The sequence below is a fragment of the Amycolatopsis sp. NPDC114504 genome, assembly GCF_055633595.1.
In genome coordinates, this window is the sequence record NZ_JBVKDU010000001.1 from 1,761,178 (window position 1) to 1,780,093 (window position 18,916).

The 18,916-nt window shown below is 72.9% G+C and carries 17 protein-coding genes; 7 read left to right on the plus strand and 10 right to left on the minus strand.

Annotation, left to right across the window (positions count from 1 at the left end; genetic code table 11):
• Positions 1-46 precede the first annotated feature (46 nt).
• The 4 genes from ACZ7PG_RS08165 (at position 47) to ACZ7PG_RS08180 (ending at position 4,653) form a co-directional block, all read left to right on the plus strand.
• Positions 47-1,240: a sensor histidine kinase gene (locus ACZ7PG_RS08165; RefSeq protein ID WP_470238379.1), complete on the plus strand. Its 1,194-nt coding sequence runs from the start codon at positions 47-49 to the stop codon at positions 1,238-1,240.
• Positions 1,237-1,896, plus strand: coding sequence for a response regulator transcription factor (locus ACZ7PG_RS08170; protein ID WP_470238380.1), 660 nt, complete (start codon positions 1,237-1,239; stop codon positions 1,894-1,896). The genes ACZ7PG_RS08165 and ACZ7PG_RS08170 overlap by 4 nt, the downstream gene beginning before the upstream one ends.
• A gap of 156 nt (positions 1,897-2,052) precedes the next feature.
• Positions 2,053-3,447 carry an alkaline phosphatase gene (gene phoA, locus ACZ7PG_RS08175; RefSeq protein ID WP_470238381.1) on the plus strand — a complete coding sequence of 465 codons (1,395 nt, stop codon included), beginning with the start codon at positions 2,053-2,055 and terminating at the stop codon, positions 3,445-3,447.
• Positions 3,448-3,549: 102 nt separating this feature from the next.
• Positions 3,550-4,653, plus strand: a complete 1,104-nt coding sequence (locus ACZ7PG_RS08180) for a serine hydrolase domain-containing protein (RefSeq protein WP_470238382.1) — start codon at positions 3,550-3,552, stop codon at positions 4,651-4,653.
• Here the strand turns inward: ACZ7PG_RS08180 and ACZ7PG_RS08185 are convergent, their stop codons facing one another.
• Genes ACZ7PG_RS08185 through fmt form a run of 3 tightly spaced genes read right to left on the minus strand, consistent with a single transcriptional unit; the run spans position 4,654 to position 7,495 of the window.
• Positions 4,654-5,151 (minus strand): flavoprotein, encoded by a 498-nt coding sequence (locus tag ACZ7PG_RS08185; RefSeq protein WP_470238383.1) that lies wholly within the window; start codon positions 5,149-5,151, stop codon positions 4,654-4,656.
• The gene (locus tag ACZ7PG_RS08190; protein WP_470238384.1) at positions 5,148-6,572 is read right to left on the minus strand and encodes an RsmB/NOP family class I SAM-dependent RNA methyltransferase; all 1,425 of its coding nucleotides are present in this window, start codon (positions 6,570-6,572) and stop codon (positions 5,148-5,150) included. The genes ACZ7PG_RS08185 and ACZ7PG_RS08190 overlap by 4 nt, the downstream gene beginning before the upstream one ends.
• Positions 6,569-7,495, minus strand: coding sequence for a methionyl-tRNA formyltransferase (fmt, locus tag ACZ7PG_RS08195; protein WP_470238385.1), 927 nt, complete (start codon positions 7,493-7,495; stop codon positions 6,569-6,571). The genes ACZ7PG_RS08190 and fmt overlap by 4 nt, the downstream gene beginning before the upstream one ends.
• A 146-nt stretch (positions 7,496-7,641) precedes the next feature.
• Between fmt and ACZ7PG_RS08200 the strand changes: the two genes are divergently transcribed.
• On the plus strand, positions 7,642-8,586 hold the full coding sequence (locus ACZ7PG_RS08200) for a GNAT family N-acetyltransferase (RefSeq protein WP_470238386.1): 945 nt from the start codon (positions 7,642-7,644) through the stop codon (positions 8,584-8,586).
• Position 8,587: 1 nt separating this feature from the next.
• Here the strand turns inward: ACZ7PG_RS08200 and ggt are convergent, their stop codons facing one another.
• Complete coding sequence (gene ggt / locus ACZ7PG_RS08205) at positions 8,588-10,384, minus strand: gamma-glutamyltransferase (protein WP_470238387.1); 1,797 nt, start codon at positions 10,382-10,384, stop codon at positions 8,588-8,590.
• Positions 10,385-10,587: 203 nt separating this feature from the next.
• Here ggt and ACZ7PG_RS08210 point away from each other — a divergent pair, with 203 nt between their 5' ends.
• Together ACZ7PG_RS08210 and ACZ7PG_RS08215 are read left to right on the plus strand one after the other, a co-directional pair.
• On the plus strand, positions 10,588-11,403 hold the full coding sequence (locus tag ACZ7PG_RS08210) for a lysozyme (protein WP_470238388.1): 816 nt from the start codon (positions 10,588-10,590) through the stop codon (positions 11,401-11,403).
• Between the two features lie 79 nt (positions 11,404-11,482).
• A complete protein-coding gene (locus ACZ7PG_RS08215; RefSeq protein ID WP_470238389.1) occupies positions 11,483-12,817 on the plus strand; it encodes a pyroglutamyl-peptidase I in 1,335 nt (444 codons plus the stop codon).
• Positions 12,818-12,865: 48 nt separating this feature from the next.
• Here the strand turns inward: ACZ7PG_RS08215 and ACZ7PG_RS08220 are convergent, their stop codons facing one another.
• The 6 genes from ACZ7PG_RS08220 to mihF all read right to left on the minus strand — a co-directional run bounded on the left by ACZ7PG_RS08220 (position 12,866) and on the right by mihF (position 18,813).
• Positions 12,866-14,965, minus strand: coding sequence for a primosomal protein N' (locus tag ACZ7PG_RS08220; RefSeq protein ID WP_470238390.1), 2,100 nt, complete (start codon positions 14,963-14,965; stop codon positions 12,866-12,868).
• A 90-nt stretch (positions 14,966-15,055) separates the two neighbouring features.
• Entirely contained in the window at positions 15,056-16,258 is a 1,203-nt protein-coding gene (gene metK / locus ACZ7PG_RS08225) for a methionine adenosyltransferase (protein WP_470239011.1), read from the minus strand.
• A 93-nt stretch (positions 16,259-16,351) separates the two neighbouring features.
• The gene (coaBC, locus tag ACZ7PG_RS08230) at positions 16,352-17,572 is read right to left on the minus strand and encodes a bifunctional phosphopantothenoylcysteine decarboxylase/phosphopantothenate--cysteine ligase CoaBC (protein WP_470238391.1); all 1,221 of its coding nucleotides are present in this window, start codon (positions 17,570-17,572) and stop codon (positions 16,352-16,354) included.
• Complete coding sequence (rpoZ, locus tag ACZ7PG_RS08235; RefSeq protein ID WP_005152353.1) at positions 17,565-17,834, minus strand: DNA-directed RNA polymerase subunit omega; 270 nt, start codon at positions 17,832-17,834, stop codon at positions 17,565-17,567. Before rpoZ ends, coaBC begins: the two co-directional genes overlap by 8 nt.
• Positions 17,831-18,499 (minus strand): guanylate kinase, encoded by a 669-nt coding sequence (gene gmk, locus ACZ7PG_RS08240; protein ID WP_470238392.1) that lies wholly within the window; start codon positions 18,497-18,499, stop codon positions 17,831-17,833. The genes rpoZ and gmk overlap by 4 nt, the downstream gene beginning before the upstream one ends.
• Positions 18,496-18,813: an integration host factor, actinobacterial type gene (mihF, locus tag ACZ7PG_RS08245; protein WP_013224622.1), complete on the minus strand. Its 318-nt coding sequence runs from the start codon at positions 18,811-18,813 to the stop codon at positions 18,496-18,498. Before mihF ends, gmk begins: the two co-directional genes overlap by 4 nt.
• Positions 18,814-18,916: the final 103 nt, after the last annotated feature.

Genomic DNA, 18,916 nt, shown 5'->3' on the forward strand with positions numbered 1-18,916 from the left:
CCGGAGAGGGAGGTCACGGCCATCCCGGCCGCCCTACGCTCGCCGCATGCCCGGATTCCTCCTGTCCCTGACGCGGATCGGCAGCTACCGCAGCCTGCTCCACGCCGCCGCGGGCGCCGTCATCGCGGCGCCGGTGTCCCCCTTCGCCCTGGCCGTGGCGGTGTCCGTCGAAGCCGACTCCCGGGTCCGCGCGCTCGTCGCCCTGCTCGCCCTGGCCGTGCTGATGGGGCTGCTGGGCCTGCTGGGGCCGGTGCGACGCCTCGGCATCGGCCTGGCGAACACCCTGCTCGGCACCCACGTCCCCGCGCCCGAGGGCCGGCCGGACGCGGCGTCGCGGCTGCGGTCCGGGCTGTGGCTCGCGCTGCACACCGCGGCCAGCGGCGTCCTGTTCACCGTGCTGGCCTTCCTGGGCCTCGGGCTGCTCGTGCCCGCGATCTGGCTGGCGGGCGGGCAGGACACGATCTCGCTGTACCGGTCCGGAGTCCCGCTCGGGGCGTGGACGATCCCGTTCGGCCTGGTGGTGGCGTTTGCGGCCGTGGTGCTGACGGCGGCCGCCACCTTCGGTCTCCGCGCCGGCGCGACCGCGCTGCTGGGCCCGTCCACGGCCGAACGCGCGGCCCTGGCCGAACGCCGCGCCGCCGTGCTCGCCCAGCGCAACCGGCTCGCCCGCGAGCTGCACGACTCGATCGGGCACACGCTGACGACGTCAACCATCCAGGCGGCGGCCGCGGCCGACCTCGTCGAGGCCGACCCGGCCCAGGTGCGGCGCGCACTGGGCACGATCGAAGAAGCGTCTCGAAGCGCCCTCGAGGACCTCGACCACGTCCTCGGCCTGCTGCGCGAGGAACCCGCGGCCAAGGAACCGACGCGCACGCTCGCCGAGGTCCTCGCCGTGCGCGCCCGCGACGCCGGGCTCGACGTCCGGCTGACCGTCAGCGGACCGGTCGCCACGCTGCCCGCCGCCGTGTCGCGCGAGGGCTACCGGATCGTCCAGGAGGGCCTGACCAACGCGCTGCGCCACGCCGGCCCGGGCGGGGCCGACGTCCGCGTCGAGGCCGGCCCCGAACGCCTGGCGATCGCCGTGGTCAACGCCCTGCCCGGCGTGGGTCCGCGGCCCGGGCGGCGCGGGCTGACCGGGCTCGCCGAGCGCGTCGAAGCCCTGCGCGGCGAGCTCGACGCCGGTCCGGACGGCGAGCGGTGGCGGCTGCGCGCGACCATCCCGCTGCGGACGGGCGCATGACGCCCACCGTCCTCCTGGCCGACGACGAGCCGCTGGTCCGCACCGGCCTGCGGGCGCTGCTGGAGCAGCAGGGCCTGACTGTGATCGGCGAAGCGGCCGACGGCTCGGAGGTGCTGCCCGCGGTCCGCCGCAGCCGGCCCGACGTCGTGCTGATGGACGTCCGGATGCCCGGCATAGACGGCATCGAGGCGACCCGGCAGCTGCTCGCCGAGCTGCCCGAGCCGCCGAAGGTCCTCGTCGTCACGACGTTCGACAACGACGACTACGTGCACGAGGCGCTGCTGGCCGGGGCGAGCGGGTTCCTGCTCAAGCGGGCCCGCAAGGAGGAGATCGCGCACGCCGTCCGGACCGTCGCCACCGGCGAGTCGCTGCTGTTCCCGGAAGCGATCCGGCGGCTGGTGAGCGCCCGGCTGCCGGACGGGAGGTACACGCGGGCCGCGAAAGCGCTCACCCGGCGCGAGGCCGAGGTGCTCCGGCTGGTCGCGACCGGACTGTCCAACCAGGACATCGCGGCCGCGCTCGTGATCAGCCTCGAGACCGTGAAGACGCACGTGGGCAACGTCTTCGCGAAGCTCGGCGCGGGCAACCGCGCCCAGGCGGTGGTCATAGCGTACGAATCGGGCATCGTCGCGCCGGGCCACCTCGCCGGTCAATAACCGACGTGCTCCCGGTCACCTCCGTGAAGCCATGAGTTCCCCCAGCGGTCACCTGGCGCTCACCCGCCGTCCCTCCTCGGCACACATGCAGACGGACTAATAGCCCGTGTCCGGAATCCGGGCTCTTACCTCCCGAAGTCCCCGAAGAGGAGAAACATGGCTTCGCTGCTCACCGGCCGCCGCCGGTGGCTGGTCGCGGGCGCGCTCGGCGCCGCACTGGTCGCCGCCGCCCCGGTCGCCATCGCCGCCAACGGCTCCGACAGCGACAACGCGCGTTCGTCGGCCGGCACCGGTGACCGCACCAACGACGTCCGCTCCGCGATCCAGGGCGGCAGTGCCCGCAACGTCATCCTGTTCCTGGGTGACGGCATGGGCCAGTCGGAGATCACGTCCGCGCGCAACTACGAGCGCGGCGCCGCCGGCCGGCTCGCGATGGACGAGCTGCCGCTGACCGGTGACTACACCACCTACGCGGTCGAGCAGAACAACCCCGGCAAGCCGAACTACGTGACCGACTCGGCCGCGTCCGGCACCGGCTGGGCCACCGGCGTCAAGACCTACAACGGCGCCATCTCGGTCGACGCGTACGGCAACCCCGTGCCGACGATCCTCGAGCTGGCCAAGCGCGGCGGCCTGCGCACCGGCGACGTCACCACCGCCGAGGTCCAGGACGCCACGCCGGCCGTGCTCGGCTCGCACGTCGTCAGCCGCGACTGCAAGGGCCCGGTCGAGACGACCGCCAAGTGCGCGGTCAACGCCAAGGAGAAGGGCGGCGCCGGCTCGATCTCCGAGCAGCTCGTCCAGACCCGCCCCGACGTCCTGCTGGGCGGCGGCGCGACGTACTTCGACCAGACGGTCACCGCCGGCAAGTTCAAGGGCAAGACCGTCCTCGACCAGGCCAAGGCGGCCGGCTACAACGTCGTGAACACCGCGGCGGACCTGGCGGCGGCGAAGAAGGGCAAGCCGGTCCTCGGCCTGTTCGCCAAGAACAACATGCCGGTCAACTGGACCGGCCCGGCCGCGGTCCACGGCGGCACCGCGCCGTCGCGCTGCACCGCCAACCCGGCGCTGCCGAAGACCCAGCCGAAGCTGGCCGACCAGACCCGCAAGGCGCTGGAGCTGCTCGACGACCGTCACTCGGACAAGGGCTTCTTCCTGCAGGTCGAAGGCGCGAGCATCGACAAGCAGGACCACGCCGCCGACCCGTGCGGCCAGATCGGCGAGACGATCGACTTCGACGCGGCGATCGCGGCGGGCACGGCGTTCGCCCGCAGCCACCCCGACACGCTGGTGCTGGTGACGGCCGACCACGGCCACAGCAGCCAGATCGTCGAGCCGACGGCCACCCCGGGCCTGACCGCGACGCTGATCACCAACGAGGGTGCGAACATGACCCTCGCGTACGGCACCGCCGAGACCGGCGGCTCGCAGTCGCACACGGGCACCCAGGTCCGCATCGCGGCCATGGGCCCGCAGGCGGCCAACATCGTCGGCCTGACCAACCAGACCGACCTGTTCGGCACGCTGAAGCGCGCGCTGCGCCTGCGCTGACGTGGTGGGGCAGGCCCCCGGATCGTTCGGGCGGCCTGCCCCATGCCCCCTGGTGCCGTGGCTCCCTAGGTTGGGAGTACCACGACACCAGGGGGTTCTTTCATGCGGAAGTCATTGCGCGGCAAGCGGATCGTCGCTTGCGGCACCCTCGTCGCGCTGATCGCGGCGACGCCGGCGGCCCCGGCGCTGGCCGTCACCACGAACCCGGTCCAGGGCGCGCTCGACACGTTGACCGGCCAGGACGGGGCCCCGGGCGCCGAGGCGGTCGTCCAGGACGGCTCCCGGACGCGGGTCACGCGCAGCGGCACGGGGGACGTCACGACCGGGAAACCGTTCCCGCGCAACGGGTCCTTCCGCGCGGGCAGCGTCACGAAGTCGTTCGTCGCGACGGTCGTGCTGCAGCTGGTCGGCGAGGGCCGGGTGAAGCTGGACGCGCCGGTCGAGCGGTACCTGCCCGGCCTGCTGCCCGACCGGCGGATCACCGTGCGGCAGCTGCTCCAGCACACCAGCGGGCTGTACAACTACACCGACGACCTCGCGTTGAGCGACCCGGAGTCGCTGCGCCACCGCGGCGCGGAGCCGGCCGAGCTGGTGGCGATGGCGCTGAAGCACCCGGCGCTGTTCCCGCCCGGCACGAGCTGGTCGTACTCGAACACCAACTACATCGTCGCCGGGATGCTCGTCTCGCAGGTCACGGGGCGTTCCGTGGGCGACGAGATCGCGCGGCGGATCACCCGGCCGTTGGGCCTGCACGACACGTACCTCCCCCGCCGCGGCGACGAGAAGCTGCCGGACCCGCACGCCGTCGGTTACGTGCCGTTTGGTGGGAAGCTGGTGGACTTCAGCGACTACGACGCGACGATCGCCGGGGCGGCGGGCGGGCTCATCTCGACCCCGGCCGACCTCGATCGGTTCTACGGCGCCCTGCTCGGCGGGCGGTTGCTGCGTCCGGCCGAGCTGGCCGAGATGAAGCGCACGGTCCCGGCGGATCTCGGCATCCCGGGGGCGGGTTACGGCTTGGGGCTGGGCAGTGTTCCGCTGTCGTGCGGGGAGTTTTGGGGTCATGAAGGCGGAATCCTCGGCTTCACGAACCTGGCCGGCGTCGGCCCGGGTGGTCGCCGGGTGACGGTGGTGCTGAACGAGAACCCGACTCCGGCCGAAACGAGCGGGCACCTGCTGGCCGCCACCGACGCGGCGGCCTGCTGATCAGGGAAGCAGGTCCAAGACCTCGGTCCAATGCCGCCCGACGTCCAGCCGGTGCAGCGTCACCCCTACCCCCGCGAGAGTGTCCAAGTGGCGCTGCCATGCCGGGTGGTGCACTCGGGTGTCCTGGATCTGGTACGCCACCACGATCGTGATCCCCGGTGCGCCGAGGACGTCGCCGAGGACCGTCAGCGCCTGGTTGTCCGCGATGCCCAGTGCCAGCTTCGCGACCGAGTTGGCCGATGCCGGCGCGAACAGGAACACCGCCGGGTCCGGGTGCGGCCGCGGCTCGCCCGGCAACCGCGAGACGCTGCGCACCGGCAGGTCGGTCGACAAAGCAACCTCGGCGAGCGCGCCCGTCGACTCCAGCCAGCGGTGCGCCGTCGGCGTCAAGGTGATCGCCGGGCGCCAGCCGCGCTCGGCGGCGGGCCGGACCAGCTCGGCGGCGAACCGGGTGTCCAGCCCGCCGCACGAGCCGGCGATCAGCCCGAGGTCTCTCACGGTTTGCGCAGCACGGCGCAGAACATCGCGTCCGTGCCGTGGCGGTGCGGCCAGAGCTGCACGTACGGCCCGTCGCCGAGCTCGGGAACACCGGGGAAGAACTCCCGCGAGTCCAGCACTTCGGCCTTCAGCCGCCGGGCCGTCTCGCCCAGCACGCCCTCGGTCTCCGCCAGGTGCGGCGAGCAGACGACGTACGTGAGCGCGCCGCCCGGTCGCAGCAGCGCGTACGCCGCCGTGATCAGCTCGCCCTGCAGCTTCGTCAGGTCCGCGACGTCCGACGGCTGCCGGCGCCAACGCGCCTCCGGCCGCCGACGCAGTGCGCCGAGACCGCTGCACGGCGCGTCGACCAGGATGCGGTCGTAGCCCGGCTCCAGACCCGACTCGCGGCCGTCGGCGACGTGCACCTTCACCGGCAGGCCGGTCGTGGCCTTCTCGACGAGCTTCGCGCGGTGCGGCGCCTTCTCGACGGCGTCCACGGTCGCCCCGCTCAACGCCGCCAGCGCGCCGAGCAGCGTCGCCTTGCCGCCGGGACCGGCGCAGAGGTCGAGCCAGCGCTCGTCGGAGCCCTCGACCGGCACCTTCGTCGCGGCGATCGCGCACAGCTGGCTGCCCTCGTCCTGCACCGCGGCCAGCCGCTCGCGGATCGGCTCCGCGTCGGCCGGGTCACCGGCACCGGAGGGCAGGCGGACGCCGTAAGGCGAGTACGGCGCCGGGTCGCCGCCGGTGATCGCCGCCAGCTCGTCGGCGGTGATCTCGCCGGGCCGGGCGACCAGGTGCACCTCGGGCCGCGCGTCGTCGGCCTCCAGGGCCGCCTTCAGCCCCGCACCCTTGTCCCCCAGCGCTTCGGCGAACGAGCGGGCGATCCAGCGCGGGTGCGCGGTGCGCAGCGCGAAAGCCCCGATCGGATCCTTGGCCTCGTCCGGCGCGACCTCGTCCAGCCAGGTCGCTTCGTCCTTTTCGGACACCTTGCGCATGATGGCGTTCGCGAAACCCGTTGCCCACGAACCGGCTTCGGCCCGCACGAGGTCCACAGTGGACGTCACGGCGGCGTGCTCCGGGATGCGCGTGCGCAGCAGCTGGTAGACGCCGAGCCGCAGCGCGTCCAGCACCACCGGGTCGGTCTTGGCCAGCGGCCGCTCGGCGTTGGCCTCGATGACGGCGTCGAGCAGGCCCTGGGCCCGCGACGTGCCGTACGCCAGCTCGGTGGCCAGCGCCGCGTCCCGGCCGCCGATCCGCCGCTCGCGCAGCAGGTCCGGCAGGACGAGGTTGGCGTAGGCGTCCTTCTCCCGGACCGCGCGCAGGACGTCGAACGCGGCCTGCCGGGCCGGGTCCACCTCCGGCGGGCGGCGCGGGCCTTCCTTGCGCGGAGCCGGGCGGCCCCGGTCCGGCCGTGACGGACGTCGTTCCCTGTGGTCGTTCACCGGAGGCGTTCTCCCTGGTCGATCCTCGTACCTCGCGCCCAGTCGGTGGCCGCCATCCGTTTCTTGCCGGGTGCCTGGACCTCGCCGAGCCGCAACGGCTTGGTCGCCGTCCCGACCAGCACCCGCTTGCGTTCGACCACGATCTCCCCCGGCGGCGGGCCGGGCTCGTCGACCACCGTCACCGGGCCGAGCTTGAACCGCTCGCCGCGGAACTCCGCCCACGCGCCCGGGTCCGGGGTGACCGACCGGATCTGGCGGTCGACCGCCGCGGCCGGGTCGGCGAAGGACACCCGGGCGTCCTCGACGGTCACCTTCGGCGCGTAGCTCATCCCCTCGGCGGGCTGCTCGCGCGCGACGAGGCTGCCGTCGGCCAGACCGTCCATGGTGGACAGCAGCAGCTTGGCGCCGGACTCCGACAGGCGCCCGAGCAGGCCGCCCGCCGTGTCGGTCCCGCCGATCGCCTCGGTGACGAAGCCGAAGACCGGGCCCGCGTCCAGCTCCTTGACGATCCGGAAGGTCGACGCGCCGGTGATCTCGTCGCCGGCGCGGATCGCGGCCTGCACCGGCGCGGCGCCGCGCCACGCGGGCAGCAGCGAGAAGTGCAGGTTCACCCAGCCGAGGCGCGGGATGTCGAGGGCGGCCTGCGGCAGCAACGCACCGTAGGCGACGACCGGGCAGGCGTCCGGCGCGAGCTCGGTCAGCCGGGCGAGGAAGGCCGGGTCGCCGGCGCGCGCGGGCGTCAGGACCTCGATGCCGTGCTCGTCGGCGAGGGCGCCGATCGGCGAGCGGACGACCCGGCGGCCGCGGCCGGCCTGGGCGTCGGGCCGGGTGACGACGGCGACGATCTCGTGCCGGCCGGAGTCGAGCAGGGCGCGCAGCGCCGGGACCGCCGGTTCGGGGGTGCCGGCGAAGACGAGCTTCATCGGCGCACCCCCGGCGGGAGCGGGGAGGATTCACATGGCTGGAACATCGGAGCCGAGTCTAGAAGGCCCCCGTGATCGCGGCGCGCCCGCCTGACCGCCGGTAATCGGCACGACAGGCCCGGCTCCCGGGCGTTAGCGTCGCCGGTATGCACGGACTGACGTGGCAGCCGCTCACCCGCGAGGACGCCCAAGCCTCCGCCGACCTCCTCAACGCCATGGAATCCGTGGACGGGATCGGCGAGCACTACACCGCCGAGGACACCCTCCAAGAGCTGGTCGACCCCTACGCCGACCTCGAACGCGGCAGCCTCGCGGCCTTCGACGGCGACACGATGATCGGCTACGTGAAGATCCGGTTCAAGCCGTCCGCCGGCGAGGTCCACCGGGTCTTCCTGGACGGCGGGGTGCACCCGGCGCACCGGCGCCGGGGGGTCGGGACCCGGCTCGTCGAAGCCGGGGTCGCCGCGGCGAAGGTGCTGCACGCCCGGCACCACCCGGACGCGAAGCTCGCGGTCGACGTCCACCGGCCCGGGCACATCGCCGGCCTCGCCGAGCTGATGCGCTCCCGGGGCTTCGCGCCGGTCCGGTACTTCCGGCGGATGGAGCACCCCCTCGGGGACGTCGCGCCGGGGGAAGCCCGGATCGAGCCGTGGTCGGAGCAGACCGACGAGGACTTCCGGCGCGTCCGGAACGCGGCGTTCGAGGACTGCTGGGGCGCGACGCCGATGCCCGCGGACCACTGGCGGAACAAGATCGTCAACCAGACGTTCCGGCCCGAGGTCAGCTTCCTGGCCCGCGACGCGGCCGGAGCACCGGCGGGCTTGCTGGTGACCCTGTCCTGGGACGCCGACACCGCGGCGACCGGGATCCGCGACGCGCACTTCATGGTGGTCGGGACGCTCCCGGACCACCGGAAGCGCGGCGTCGCGACGGCCCTGCTGGCCCACGCGTTGCAAGCCGCGAAGGACCACGGTTACGACCAAGCGAGCCTGGTGGTGGACTCGGCGAGCCCGTCCGGCGCCTCCGGGGTGTTCGAACGGGCGGGGTTCGTCCCGAAGACGCCGTACATCCGCTGGGCTCTCGAAGCCTGACCTACCAGCGCGCCGGCCACACCACCTGCGCCGCGCCCTGACCGCGCCGGACCGGTTCCGCCGCCGCCAGCCAGCGGCCGTCACGCAGGCGCTCCACGCCCGTCGCCGCGCCGATCTCCGCCGGTGCCGTCGAGAAGCCCTGGCCGCGGGCCCTCAGGTCCGCCGTCTCCGGCTGGTCCAGGAACGCCTGCTCGACCTGCGCGGCCGCCGAGTTCCGCTGCGACGCCCGCGGCGCCGCGATCGCGTCCTCCAGCGACAGCCCGCGGTCGAGCCGGCCGAGGATCACCTGCAGGACGGTGGTGATGATCGACGCGCCACCCGGGGAACCCGTCGCGAAGAACGGGCGGCCGTGGTCGAGCACGATCGTCGGCGCCATCGACGAACGCGGGCGCTTGCCGGGGCCGGGCAGGTTCGGGTCGGGCACGCCCGGCGTCACCGGCGTGAACGAAAAGTCGGTCAGCTCGTTGTTGAGCAGGAACCCGCGGCCCGGCACGACGATCCCGCTGCCGCCCTCCTGCTCGATCGTCAGCGTGTAGGCGACGACGTTGCCCCACTTGTCGGCGACCGTGAGGTGCGTGGTGTTCTCGCCCTCGTACGGCGTCGGCGCGGCGGTGGTCCCGGCCGCGCACGGTGTCGGATGGCGAGGGTCGGCCGGCGCGACCGGGCTGGTCGCGGCCTTGTCCTTCGAGATCAGGCACGCCCGCGAGTCGGCGAAGCGCTGGCTCAGCAGCTCCTTGGCCGGGACGTCGATGACGGCGGGGTCGCCGATCCAGCGGTTGCGGTCGGCGAAGGCGAACCGCGTCGACTCCAGGAAGTACTGCAGGTAGTCGGCCTTGCTCGCGTGCTTGAGGTCGAAGTTCTCGAGGATGTTGAGCGCCTCGGCCACCGTGAGCCCGCCGGACGACGGCGCGGGCATGCCGTAGACGTCGAGGCCTTGGTAGCTCGTGCGGGTCGGGTCGCGCTCGATCGCGCGGTAGGCCGCGAGGTCGGCCGTGCTGAGCTTGCCGGGGCGGACGTTCAGCGTCGAGGCCGGGTCCTTCGGCGGCTGCTGCACGGTTTTGGCGATGTCCGCGCCGATCTGGCCCCGGTACAGCGCGTCGACGCCACGGCGTTCGAGCTGCGCGTAGGTGTCCGCGAGGTCGGGGTTCCGGAACACCGTCCCGGGCGACGGCGGGGCGCCGCCGGGCAGGTACAGCGACCGCGTCGACGGGAACGCGGCGAACCGCGCGGCGTTGTTCGCGATCTGCGTCTGGAACGTCGAGTCGACGACGAACCCCTTGCGCGCCAGGTCTTCGGCGGGCTTCAGGGACTTCGCCAGCGAGCGCGTCCCCCACTTGCGCAGCGCCTCGGACCACGTCGCGGGCGTGCCGGGGACGCCGACGCTGAGCCCGCTCGTGACGGCGTCGTTGAACGGCAGCGGCTGGCCGTTCTCGACGAAGAGGTTCGCGTCGGCGGTCTTCGGCGCCGTCTCGCGGCCGTCGAGGGCGTGGACTCGGTGGGTCTTCGCGTCGTAGTAGACGAAGAACCCGCCCCCGCCGACACCGGCGGAGAACGGGTCGGTGACGCCGAGCGCGGCGGCGACCGCGACGGCCGCGTCGACGGCGTTGCCGCCGTCGCGCAGGACCTTGGTGCCGATCGCGGTGGCGTCGGCGTCGATGCTGGCCACGGCGCCCCCGAAGCCGACGGCGACCGGGGACTTCGGCGTGGGCGTGGCGGCGGTGGCGGGTCCGGCGGCGACGGTCGTGAGGAGCGCGGCCGTGGCGGCGATGACGAGGGTGCGACTCCGGTGCGCGGGCATGCGGGCGAGTCTGCCCTTCGGACCAGGCACGTTCAAGACGCCAAAAGGCGCCGCGGCGCGCTCGTCAGAATTTTACGAGTTTCCCCAGACTTCGAAATTGGATCACATGGCGGAGTGACGCCGCCCACATCGCTGTCACAGAATCGTCCGGCGCGGCCCTGCACAGCCGCGCACAGCGAGGGCAACCGAAAGGACAACTGAAGATGACCGCACCACGCAGATGGCGCCGCCTGCTCGGCGCCGCTGTGGCTGTCTCGACCTCCCTGCTGGTCGTGACCGCCCCCGGCGCGTCGGCGTCACCGAGCCTGCCGGACCAGGACGCGTCGAACAACCACGAGATGGGCGCGGCGATCCGCGCCCACGACGGCGTGGCCCCGGCGGGGCTCGCGCCGGCGTCGGTGGACGCGAGCGTCCCGGGCATCGACGTCAGCTCCTACCAGGGCAACGTCAACTGGGCGTCGTACTGGAGCGCGGGCAAGAAGTTCGCCTACGTCAAGGCGACCGAGGGCACCAGCTACCAGAACGCGTACTTCAGCCAGCAGTACACGGGGTCGTACAACGTCGGCATGATCCGCGGGGCCTACCACTACGGCCGCCCGGACGGGGCCGGCGGCGCGGCCCAGGCCGACTACTTCGTCGCCCACGGCGGCGGCTGGTCGAAGGACGGCAAGACCCTCCCGGGCACGCTCGACATCGAGTGGGGCCCGAACAACGCGTGCTACGGCAAGACGCCGGCCCAGATGGTGGCGTGGATCAAGGCGTTCAGCGACGAGTACCACGCGAAGACGACCCGCTGGCCGGTGATCTACACGGCGACGAGCTGGTGGAGCCAGTGCACCGGCAACACGGGCGACTTCAGCTCGACGAACCCGCTGTGGGTGGCGCGGTACGCGTCGTCGGCGGGGACGCTGCCGTACAACTGGGGCTTCTACACGTTCTGGCAGTACAGCTCTTCGCCCATTGACCAGGACCAGTTCAGCGCGGACATTTCGCGCTTGAAGGTCCTCGCGACGGGCTGATCCCGACTTCCGCGGGTTACGCGGGTGGCGCGGTCGGCGGAAGACTCGGCCGCGTCACCCACGCCGTGGAGGGAAATCCGTGCGCCTGACCGCCCTGCTCCCCCTGCTCGCCGCCGTCCCGCTCTTCGCGTTCCCCGCCGTCGCCACCGCCGCGCCCGGCTGTTTCGACGCCGGTGTTCCGCTGACCGTTGAGGAACAGCGTCTGACCGCTTCCCTGCCCGCGGGTGGTCCCGCTGTCGGGCCCGAGCTCGTGCGGCTGGCGGGGTTCGATCCGCTCGTCGCCGAGGTGAAGCACGACCTCTGCGCGGCGCGGACCCCGCGTCGCGCCGAGCACGTCGTCACCCAGGCCGGCGAGCGGCTGTGGCGGACCGCCGTCGACCGCGCGCAGGGCCGCCGTCCCGATCTCGGCACGCTCGACCGGTTCGACGACCGGCCGCTGTACTGGGCGCGGCTGCAGCTCAGCAGCGCGATCCGGCAGTGGAAGTCGTTCCCCTCGCAGCGGGACGCGCTGCTGACGGCGTTCGATCGCGGCGCGCGTGGCCTCGACGACGTCCGGTTCCCGCTCGGGAAGACGCGGCGGGTGATGGTGAGCGGCTTCGACCCGTTCCAGCTGGACGGCGCGGGCATCACCATCTCGAACCCGGCGGGCGCGTCGGCACTGCAGCTCGACGGGCAGGTGCTCGACACGCCGGCCGGCCCGGCCGTGGTGCAGGCGGTGAGCTTCCCGGTGGTGTGGGGCTACTTCGACCAGGGCATCGTGGAAGCGGCGTACGGCACGGCGTTGCGCGACCGCGCGCGGCGGCCGGACGTGGTGCTGACGATCAGCCAGGGCCGCCCGGGCCGCTTCGACGTCGAACGCTGGGCCGGCGCCTGGCGCGGCGGCTTCCCGGACAACAACAACGTGTCCGTGACGGGCGGGGTCCCGCCGGCCGCGGGCTGGCCCCAGCCGGACGTCCAGTTCATCGAGACGACGCTGCCGTACACGCGGATGCTCGAGGTGACCGGCGCCTATCCGGTCAACTTCAACCAGGCGTTCTGCGTGTGGCCGGACTCTTCACACCCGGGTGCGGGGACGCCGGTGTGCCGATCGGACGCCCCGGCACCGGGCGAAATCGCGGCTTCGGGCGGGGGCGGAAATTATTTGTCGAACGAATCGATGTTCCGCGCGAACCGAGTGCGGCTGGGTCTGGGGCTGGCTTCGGTGGCGGGCGGGCATTTGCACACTCCGGTGCTGGGCCAGCCGACGGGGTTGACGGATCCGGCTTTCGAGGCTCGTCGCCAGGCGATCGCGGCTGAGGTGGTCGACCTGACGTCCGCCGCGGCCGGCGGTGCGGGTTCGGCGGTTCCGTTGCCGCAGAAGGAATCCCCGCGGGCGGCGCTGGATTCGTTGCCGGGCACGGTTCTCGGCCACTGATCCGGCGGAATTCGCGCGCACGCCGGGGAATCCTGGCGTGCGCGCGGATCAGATGAGTTCCAGCGGGTCCAGCTGGACGCGGATCGGTTCCGTGGCCTTCTTCGCGTCCCGGCGGGCAGCCGCCGCGTGGATCGACGCCGACAAAGCCTTTCCCTCCGCTCGGGAGACCCGCACCAAAGCCCGCTCCCGCTCGGCATTGCCGTCCTCGTCGATCTCCCCGAGCGGCACCGGTCCCAGCACCTCACCCGACGGCGGCAACGGCAAGTCCGACAGAAACCCCGCCACCGCGTCCGGGCTGCCCTCCACGCTCGCCATGCGCATCGCCGGGGGGAAGCCCAGCTCGCGGCGCTCCGACAGCTCCTGGCCCGCGTGCCATGCCGGGTCCCAGCGGACCAGTGCCTGGACCACCGGCATCCCCGCCTCCGCCCCGACGATCACGCGGCCACCCGACGACGCCGGGCGCACCAAGGCCGCCGCCGCCATCCAGCGGCGCAACGCCTCCTCGCCCGCCCGTAGGTCCTGGCGGCCCAGCAATGCCCAGCCGTCCAGCAGCAACGCCGCGCCGTAGCCGCCCTCGGCCACCGGTTCCGCTCCCGGGGTGCACACCACCAGTGCCGGCTTGCCCGGGACCGATGACAGCACCTCCGCCGCCCCCGACGTGCGGACCGGGATGCCCGGGAACGCCCGCCCCAGCTCCTCCGCCGTCCGCTTCGCGCCGACGATCACCGCGCGCAGCCTCACCGAGCCGCACGCCGTGCAGCGGAACGCCGTCTCCGGGACGCCGCACCAGCGGCACGCCGGGGGCTTCGGCTGCCCGTCCACCGAACCGCCCGGCAACGACAGGGGTCCCGCGCAGCGACGGCAGTGGGCCGGGGTCCGGCAGTTTCCGCAGGCCAGACCGGGGACGTACCCGCGTCGCGGGACCTGGACCAGCGTCGGCAGGCCCGCCGCGAACGCCTGCCTCGCCGCTTCGAACGCCACCGCCGGCAGGCGGGCGACGCGGGCCGCTTCGTCGCGGGCGACGTCGAAGTCCTCGCCGACCGGCGTCACGCGGGGCGCCGCGGACCGCAGCACCGTGCGGTCGGCCAGGACCGGCGCGGCCCAGCCCGACTCGACCAGCAGCTGGGCCTCCGCCGTCCGGGCGAACCCGCCGACCAGCAGGGACGCCTTCGCCGCGTGCGCGCGGTCCATCAGCACGTCCCGGACGTGCGGGTACGGCGCGTGCTGGTCGAGGTGCAGGTCGTCGCCGTCGTCCCAGACGACGAACAGCCCGGGGTCGTGGACCGGCGCGAACATCGCCGCCCGCGTGCCGACCACCACCCGCACCGAGCCGCGCAGCACCGCCAGCCAGCGCCGGTACCGCTCCGCGGGCCCGAGGCCGGCGATCAGCGCCACCACGGCCTCCTCGCCGACGATCGCGGCGCACGCCTCGTGCACCCGCGTCAGGTCGCGGTGGTCCGGCACCACCAGCACCGCGCCGCGCCCGGCCGCCGCCACCGAACCGGCGGCCTCGGCGAGCCGGCGTGGCCAGTCCTCGCCCGGCAGGGCCTGCCAGACGGCGTTCGCGGGCTTGCCCTCGGTCAGCGCCTCCAGGAACGCCGGGCCACGCTGGTAGCGCGCCCAGGCCGTGCTGTCCGGCAGCTCCGGCGGCGCGGCGGGCGCGAGCGGCGGCTCCCCCTCGACCTTCGCGTGGCGCGGCGGGATCGCCAGGCGCAGGACGTCCGACAGCGTGCCGCCGTAGCGGTCGGCGACCGACCGGCACAGCGCGTGTAACGACGGCGCCAGCACCGGCTCGGCCGAGGTCACGCGGTCGAGGAACGCCAGCTTGCTGCCGTAGTCGCTGGTCTCGCCGCGCTCGATGAGGTAGCCGTCGACGAGCTGCCCGGCGAACCGGACGCGGACGCGGCACCCGGGCACCGCGGTCTCGTGCAGCTTCTCCGGCACGAGGTAGTCGAAGGTGCGGTCGAGGTGGGCCAGCGGGATGTCGACGACGATCCGCGCGACCGGCCGCTCGGGCGCGGGCGACTGCGCGCCCTTGGCCTTCTGACCCGGCTTCGGCTTCGGTTTCCGGGCACGCGACGGCGCCGCCGGAGCGGCGGTCGGCTTCTCCGGGAGGTCCCAGAGGGCTGCGGGCTCGGAGCTACTCACGCCGTGATCTCTACCAGACCCCTCCGACACCCCGGACGCCAGGAAGGCCACCTCGAAGGGTTTCCGAGGTGGCCTTCACCGGATCGTGCGTCAGGCTCCCGCGGCCGACTTCAGCGCCTCGGCGCGGGCCGTGCTCTCCCAGGGGAGGTCGAGCTCGGGCCGGCCGAAGTGGCCGTACGCCGACGTCGGCGCGTAGATCGGGCGCAGCAGGTCGAGGTCGCGGATGATCGCGGCGGGCCGCAGGTCGAAGACCTCGGTGATGGCCTGCTGGATCTTCGACGGGTCGACCGTCTCGGTCCCGAACGTCTCCACGAACAGGCCGACCGGGGCCGCCTTGCCGATCGCGTACGCGACCTGCACCTCGGTCCGCGACGCCAGGCCGGCGGCGACGACGTTCTTGGCCACCCAGCGCATCGCGTACGCGGCGGAGCGGTCGACCTTGGACGGGTCCTTGCCGGAGAACGCGCCGCCACCGTGGCGGGCCATGCCGCCGTAGGTGTCGACGATGATCTTGCGCCCGGTCAGGCCGGCGTCACCCATCGGGCCGCCGATAACGAACCGGCCGGTCGGGTTGACCAGCAGCCGCGCGCTGGAGGTGTCGATGCCCAGTGCCTCGATCTCGGGCCCGACCACGTGCTCCTTGACGTCGACGCTGAGCATGCGCTCGAGGTCGATGCCGTCGGCGTGCTGCGAGGACACGACGACCGTGTCGAGGCGCACCGGCTGGTCACCGGCGTACTCGATGGTCACCTGGGTCTTGCCGTCCGGGCGCAGGTACGGCAGCACGCCGTCCTTGCGGACCGCGGTCAGCCGCTTCGAGAGCCGGTGGGCCAGCGCGATCGGCAGCGGCATCAGCTCGGGGGTGTCCGAGCAGGCGTAGCCGAACATCAGGCCCTGGTCGCCGGCACCCTGGCGGTTGATCTCGTCTTCGTCGGACTCGACCCGCGACTCGTACGCGGTGTCGACGCCCTGGGCGATGTCCGGGGACTGGGACCCGATCGCGACGTTGACGCCGCAGGAGTTGCCGTCGAAGCCCTTGGCCGAGGAGTCGTACCCGATCTTGAGGATGACGTCGCGGACGATCGTGGGGATGTCGGCGTAGGCCTCGGTCGTCACCTCACCGGCGACGTGCACCTGGCCGGTGGTGATCAGGGTCTCGACCGCGACGCGGCTGCGCGGGTCCTTCGACAGCAGACCGTCGAGGATCGAGTCACTGATGGCATCGCAAATCTTGTCGGGGTGCCCTTCGGTCACCGACTCCGAGGTGAACAATCTGCTGCTAGACGCGGTCACGGTGGCCGTCACTTCCTCACCTTGTCGTCGGATGCCCCGTAACTTAGGCACCCCTTACCTGTGCAAGCGTACTGACTATCGCTCGGAGGCCGGTCAACGCTTCATGAAGCTCACAACAGCGTCCCACAGTGTGGACGCCAGCTCGGCTTTCGCGCCCAGGGGTATGGGGATTTCCGTGCCGTCGGAGCCGAGCAGCCAGCCCGAATTGTCCTCCGTGCCGAACGCCTTGCCGTCGCCGACGGCGTTCACGACCAGCAGGTCGGCGCCCTTGCGCTTGAGCTTCACGCGGGCGTGGTCGAGGACGTCGCCGTGCTCGTCGCCGGTCTCCGCGGCGAACCCCACGACGACCTGTCCGGGACGCCGGTTTCGCACCAATTCCGCGAGAATGTCGGCGTTGCGGTCGAGCGTGATGACCGGGTCCGGCTGGTCGTCGGACTTCTTGATCTTGTGGTCGGCGCGGTTCGCGGGCCGGAAGTCGGCGACGGCGGCGGCCATCACGACGACGTCGGCCGCTTCGGCGGCCGCGTGCACCGCCTGCCGCAGCTCCTCCGCCGTCGAGACGTGCGAGACGGTCGCGCCCGCCGGATCCGGCAGCGCGACGGTGTGGGCGGTGACCAGGGTGACCTCGGCGCCGCGCTGAGCGGCGACGCGGGCCAGCGCGTAGCCCTGCTTGCCGGACGAGCGGTTGCCCAGGTAGCGGACCGGGTCGAGCGGCTCGCGGGTGCCGCCCGCCGACACGACGACGCGGACGCCTTCGAGGTCGCGCGGGAGGGCGTCCGGCCGGGCCAGCAGCAGCCGGGCGAGGTCGACGATCTCGGCGGGGTTCGCCAGCCGGCCCTTGCCGGTGTCGACGCCGGTCAACCGGCCCGCGTCGGGCTCGGTGACGATCGCGCCGCGCGAGCGCAGCAGGGCCACGTTGGCGCGGGTCGCGGGGTGCTCCCACATCTCCGTGTGCATCGCCGGGAAGAAGGCGACCGGGCACCGGGCGGTGAGCAGGGTGTTCGTCAGCAGGTCGTCGGCCAGGCCGTGGGCGGCCTTGGCGAGGAGGTTCGCGGTGGCCGGGACGACCAGGACGAGGTCGGCCTCCTTGCCGACGCGGACGTGCTGCACCTCGGGCACCTCGGTGAACACGCCGGTGTGCACCGGGTGCCCCGAGAGAGCCTCGAAGGTGGCCGCGCCGACGAAGTTCAGCGCGGCTTCGGTGGGTACCACGCGGACGTCGTGACCGGACTCGGTCAGTCCCCGCAGGACCTCACAGGCCTTGTAGGCGGCGATGCCGCCGCCCACGCCCAGGACGACCTTGGGTTTACTCACCCTCGGTGTGCTCGAGCAGGCCACCGTGGATCTCGCGCAGCGCGATCGAGAGCGGCTTCTCGCGCGGGCCCGGCTCGACGAGCGGGCCGACGTACTCGAGCAGGCCCTCGCCCAGCTGGGCGTAGTAGTCGTTGATCTGGCGGGCACGCTTGGCCGAGTAGATCACCAGCGCGTACTTCGAGCTGACCTTCTCGAGCAGGTCGTCGATCGGCGGGTTGGTGATGCCCTCGAGCTCTTCGTGCAGCGTCGCCTGAGTCGTCACTCTTGGTGCTCCGAATCTGTGGGACTACCGGCGGCAAACTGCTCGCCGGTAATCAAGTTTAGCAAGTGCTCAGCGGCCTCCCGCACGTCGGCGTTGACGACGCGGTGGTCGAACTCGCCGGCGGCGGCCAGTTCACGCTCCGCTTCCGCCAGCCGGGCCTGCACGGCGGCCTCGTTCTCGGTGCCCCGCCCGGTGAGCCTGCCGACCAGTTCCTCCCAGGACGGCGGCATCAGCATCACCAGCCGGGCCTCCGGCATCGCCTTGCGGACCTGCCGGGCGCCCTGCAGCTCGATCTCCAGGATCGCGGGCCGTCCTTCGGCGAGGGCCTTCTCGACCGGTTCGCGCGGGGTGCCGTAGCGGTTGCCGGTGAACTCGGCCCATTCCAGGAGCCGCTCTTCGGCGACCATCGCGTCGAACTCGGCGCGGTCGACGAAGTGGTAGTGCGCGCCCTCGATCTCGCCGGGGCGGGGTTTGCGCGTGGTGACCGAGACGCTGAAGTAGATGTCGGGCTCCAGCTTCCGCAGCTCGCCCACCACGCTCGACTTCCCGACCCCCGAAGGCCCCGATACGACGGTGAGCCGGTGCCGGGGGATGTCCCCCGCCACCGGCTCACTGCCGCGGTCGGCGCCCGGGGTCACCGGGTAGTCACGACCGGCGCCGTTCACTCGCCGCTGAACTCGGCCAGCAGCGCCTTGCGCTGCCGGTCGCCGAGGCCGCGGAGGCGACGGCTGGGGGCGATCTCCAGTCGTTCCATGGTCTGCTGCGCGCGGACCTTGCCGACGCCCGGAAGGGCCTCGAGCAGAGCCGAAACCTTCATCTTGCCGAGGACTTCGTTCTCCTCGGCCTGCTTCAGCACGTCGACCAGAGTGGTACCGCCCCGCTTCAGCCGCTCCTTCAGCTCAGCACGGATCTTGCGAGCGGCGGCGGCCTTCTCCAGCGCCGCAGCGCGCTGTTCCTCTGTCAGCTGGGGAAGTGCCACGTTTTCCTCCGGTAGTTCTCAAATCTGGGTGGGTGACGCGACGGTACCCACCCGTGAGCACCGGCCACAATGCGGGGGTGCCTGGTGGGACCCGGTTCCGGGC

Bases quoted from the DNA above. Each gene is read 5' to 3' on its own strand.
- phoA (WP_470238381.1), top strand. From the start codon at position 2,053: ATGGCTTCGCTGCTCACCGGCCGCCGCCGGTGGCTGGTCGCGGGCGCG.
- fmt (WP_470238385.1), bottom strand. From the start codon at position 7,495: ATGAAGCTCGTCTTCGCCGGCACCCCCGAACCGGCGGTCCCGGCGCTG.
- ACZ7PG_RS08180 (WP_470238382.1), top strand. From the start codon at position 3,550: ATGCGGAAGTCATTGCGCGGCAAGCGGATCGTCGCTTGCGGCACCCTC.
- ACZ7PG_RS08210 (WP_470238388.1), top strand. From the start codon at position 10,588: ATGACCGCACCACGCAGATGGCGCCGCCTGCTCGGCGCCGCTGTGGCT.
- ACZ7PG_RS08200 (WP_470238386.1), top strand. From the start codon at position 7,642: ATGCACGGACTGACGTGGCAGCCGCTCACCCGCGAGGACGCCCAAGCC.
- ACZ7PG_RS08165 (WP_470238379.1), top strand. From the start codon at position 47: ATGCCCGGATTCCTCCTGTCCCTGACGCGGATCGGCAGCTACCGCAGC.
- ggt (WP_470238387.1), bottom strand. From the start codon at position 10,384: ATGCCCGCGCACCGGAGTCGCACCCTCGTCATCGCCGCCACGGCCGCG.
- ACZ7PG_RS08170 (WP_470238380.1), top strand. From the start codon at position 1,237: ATGACGCCCACCGTCCTCCTGGCCGACGACGAGCCGCTGGTCCGCACC.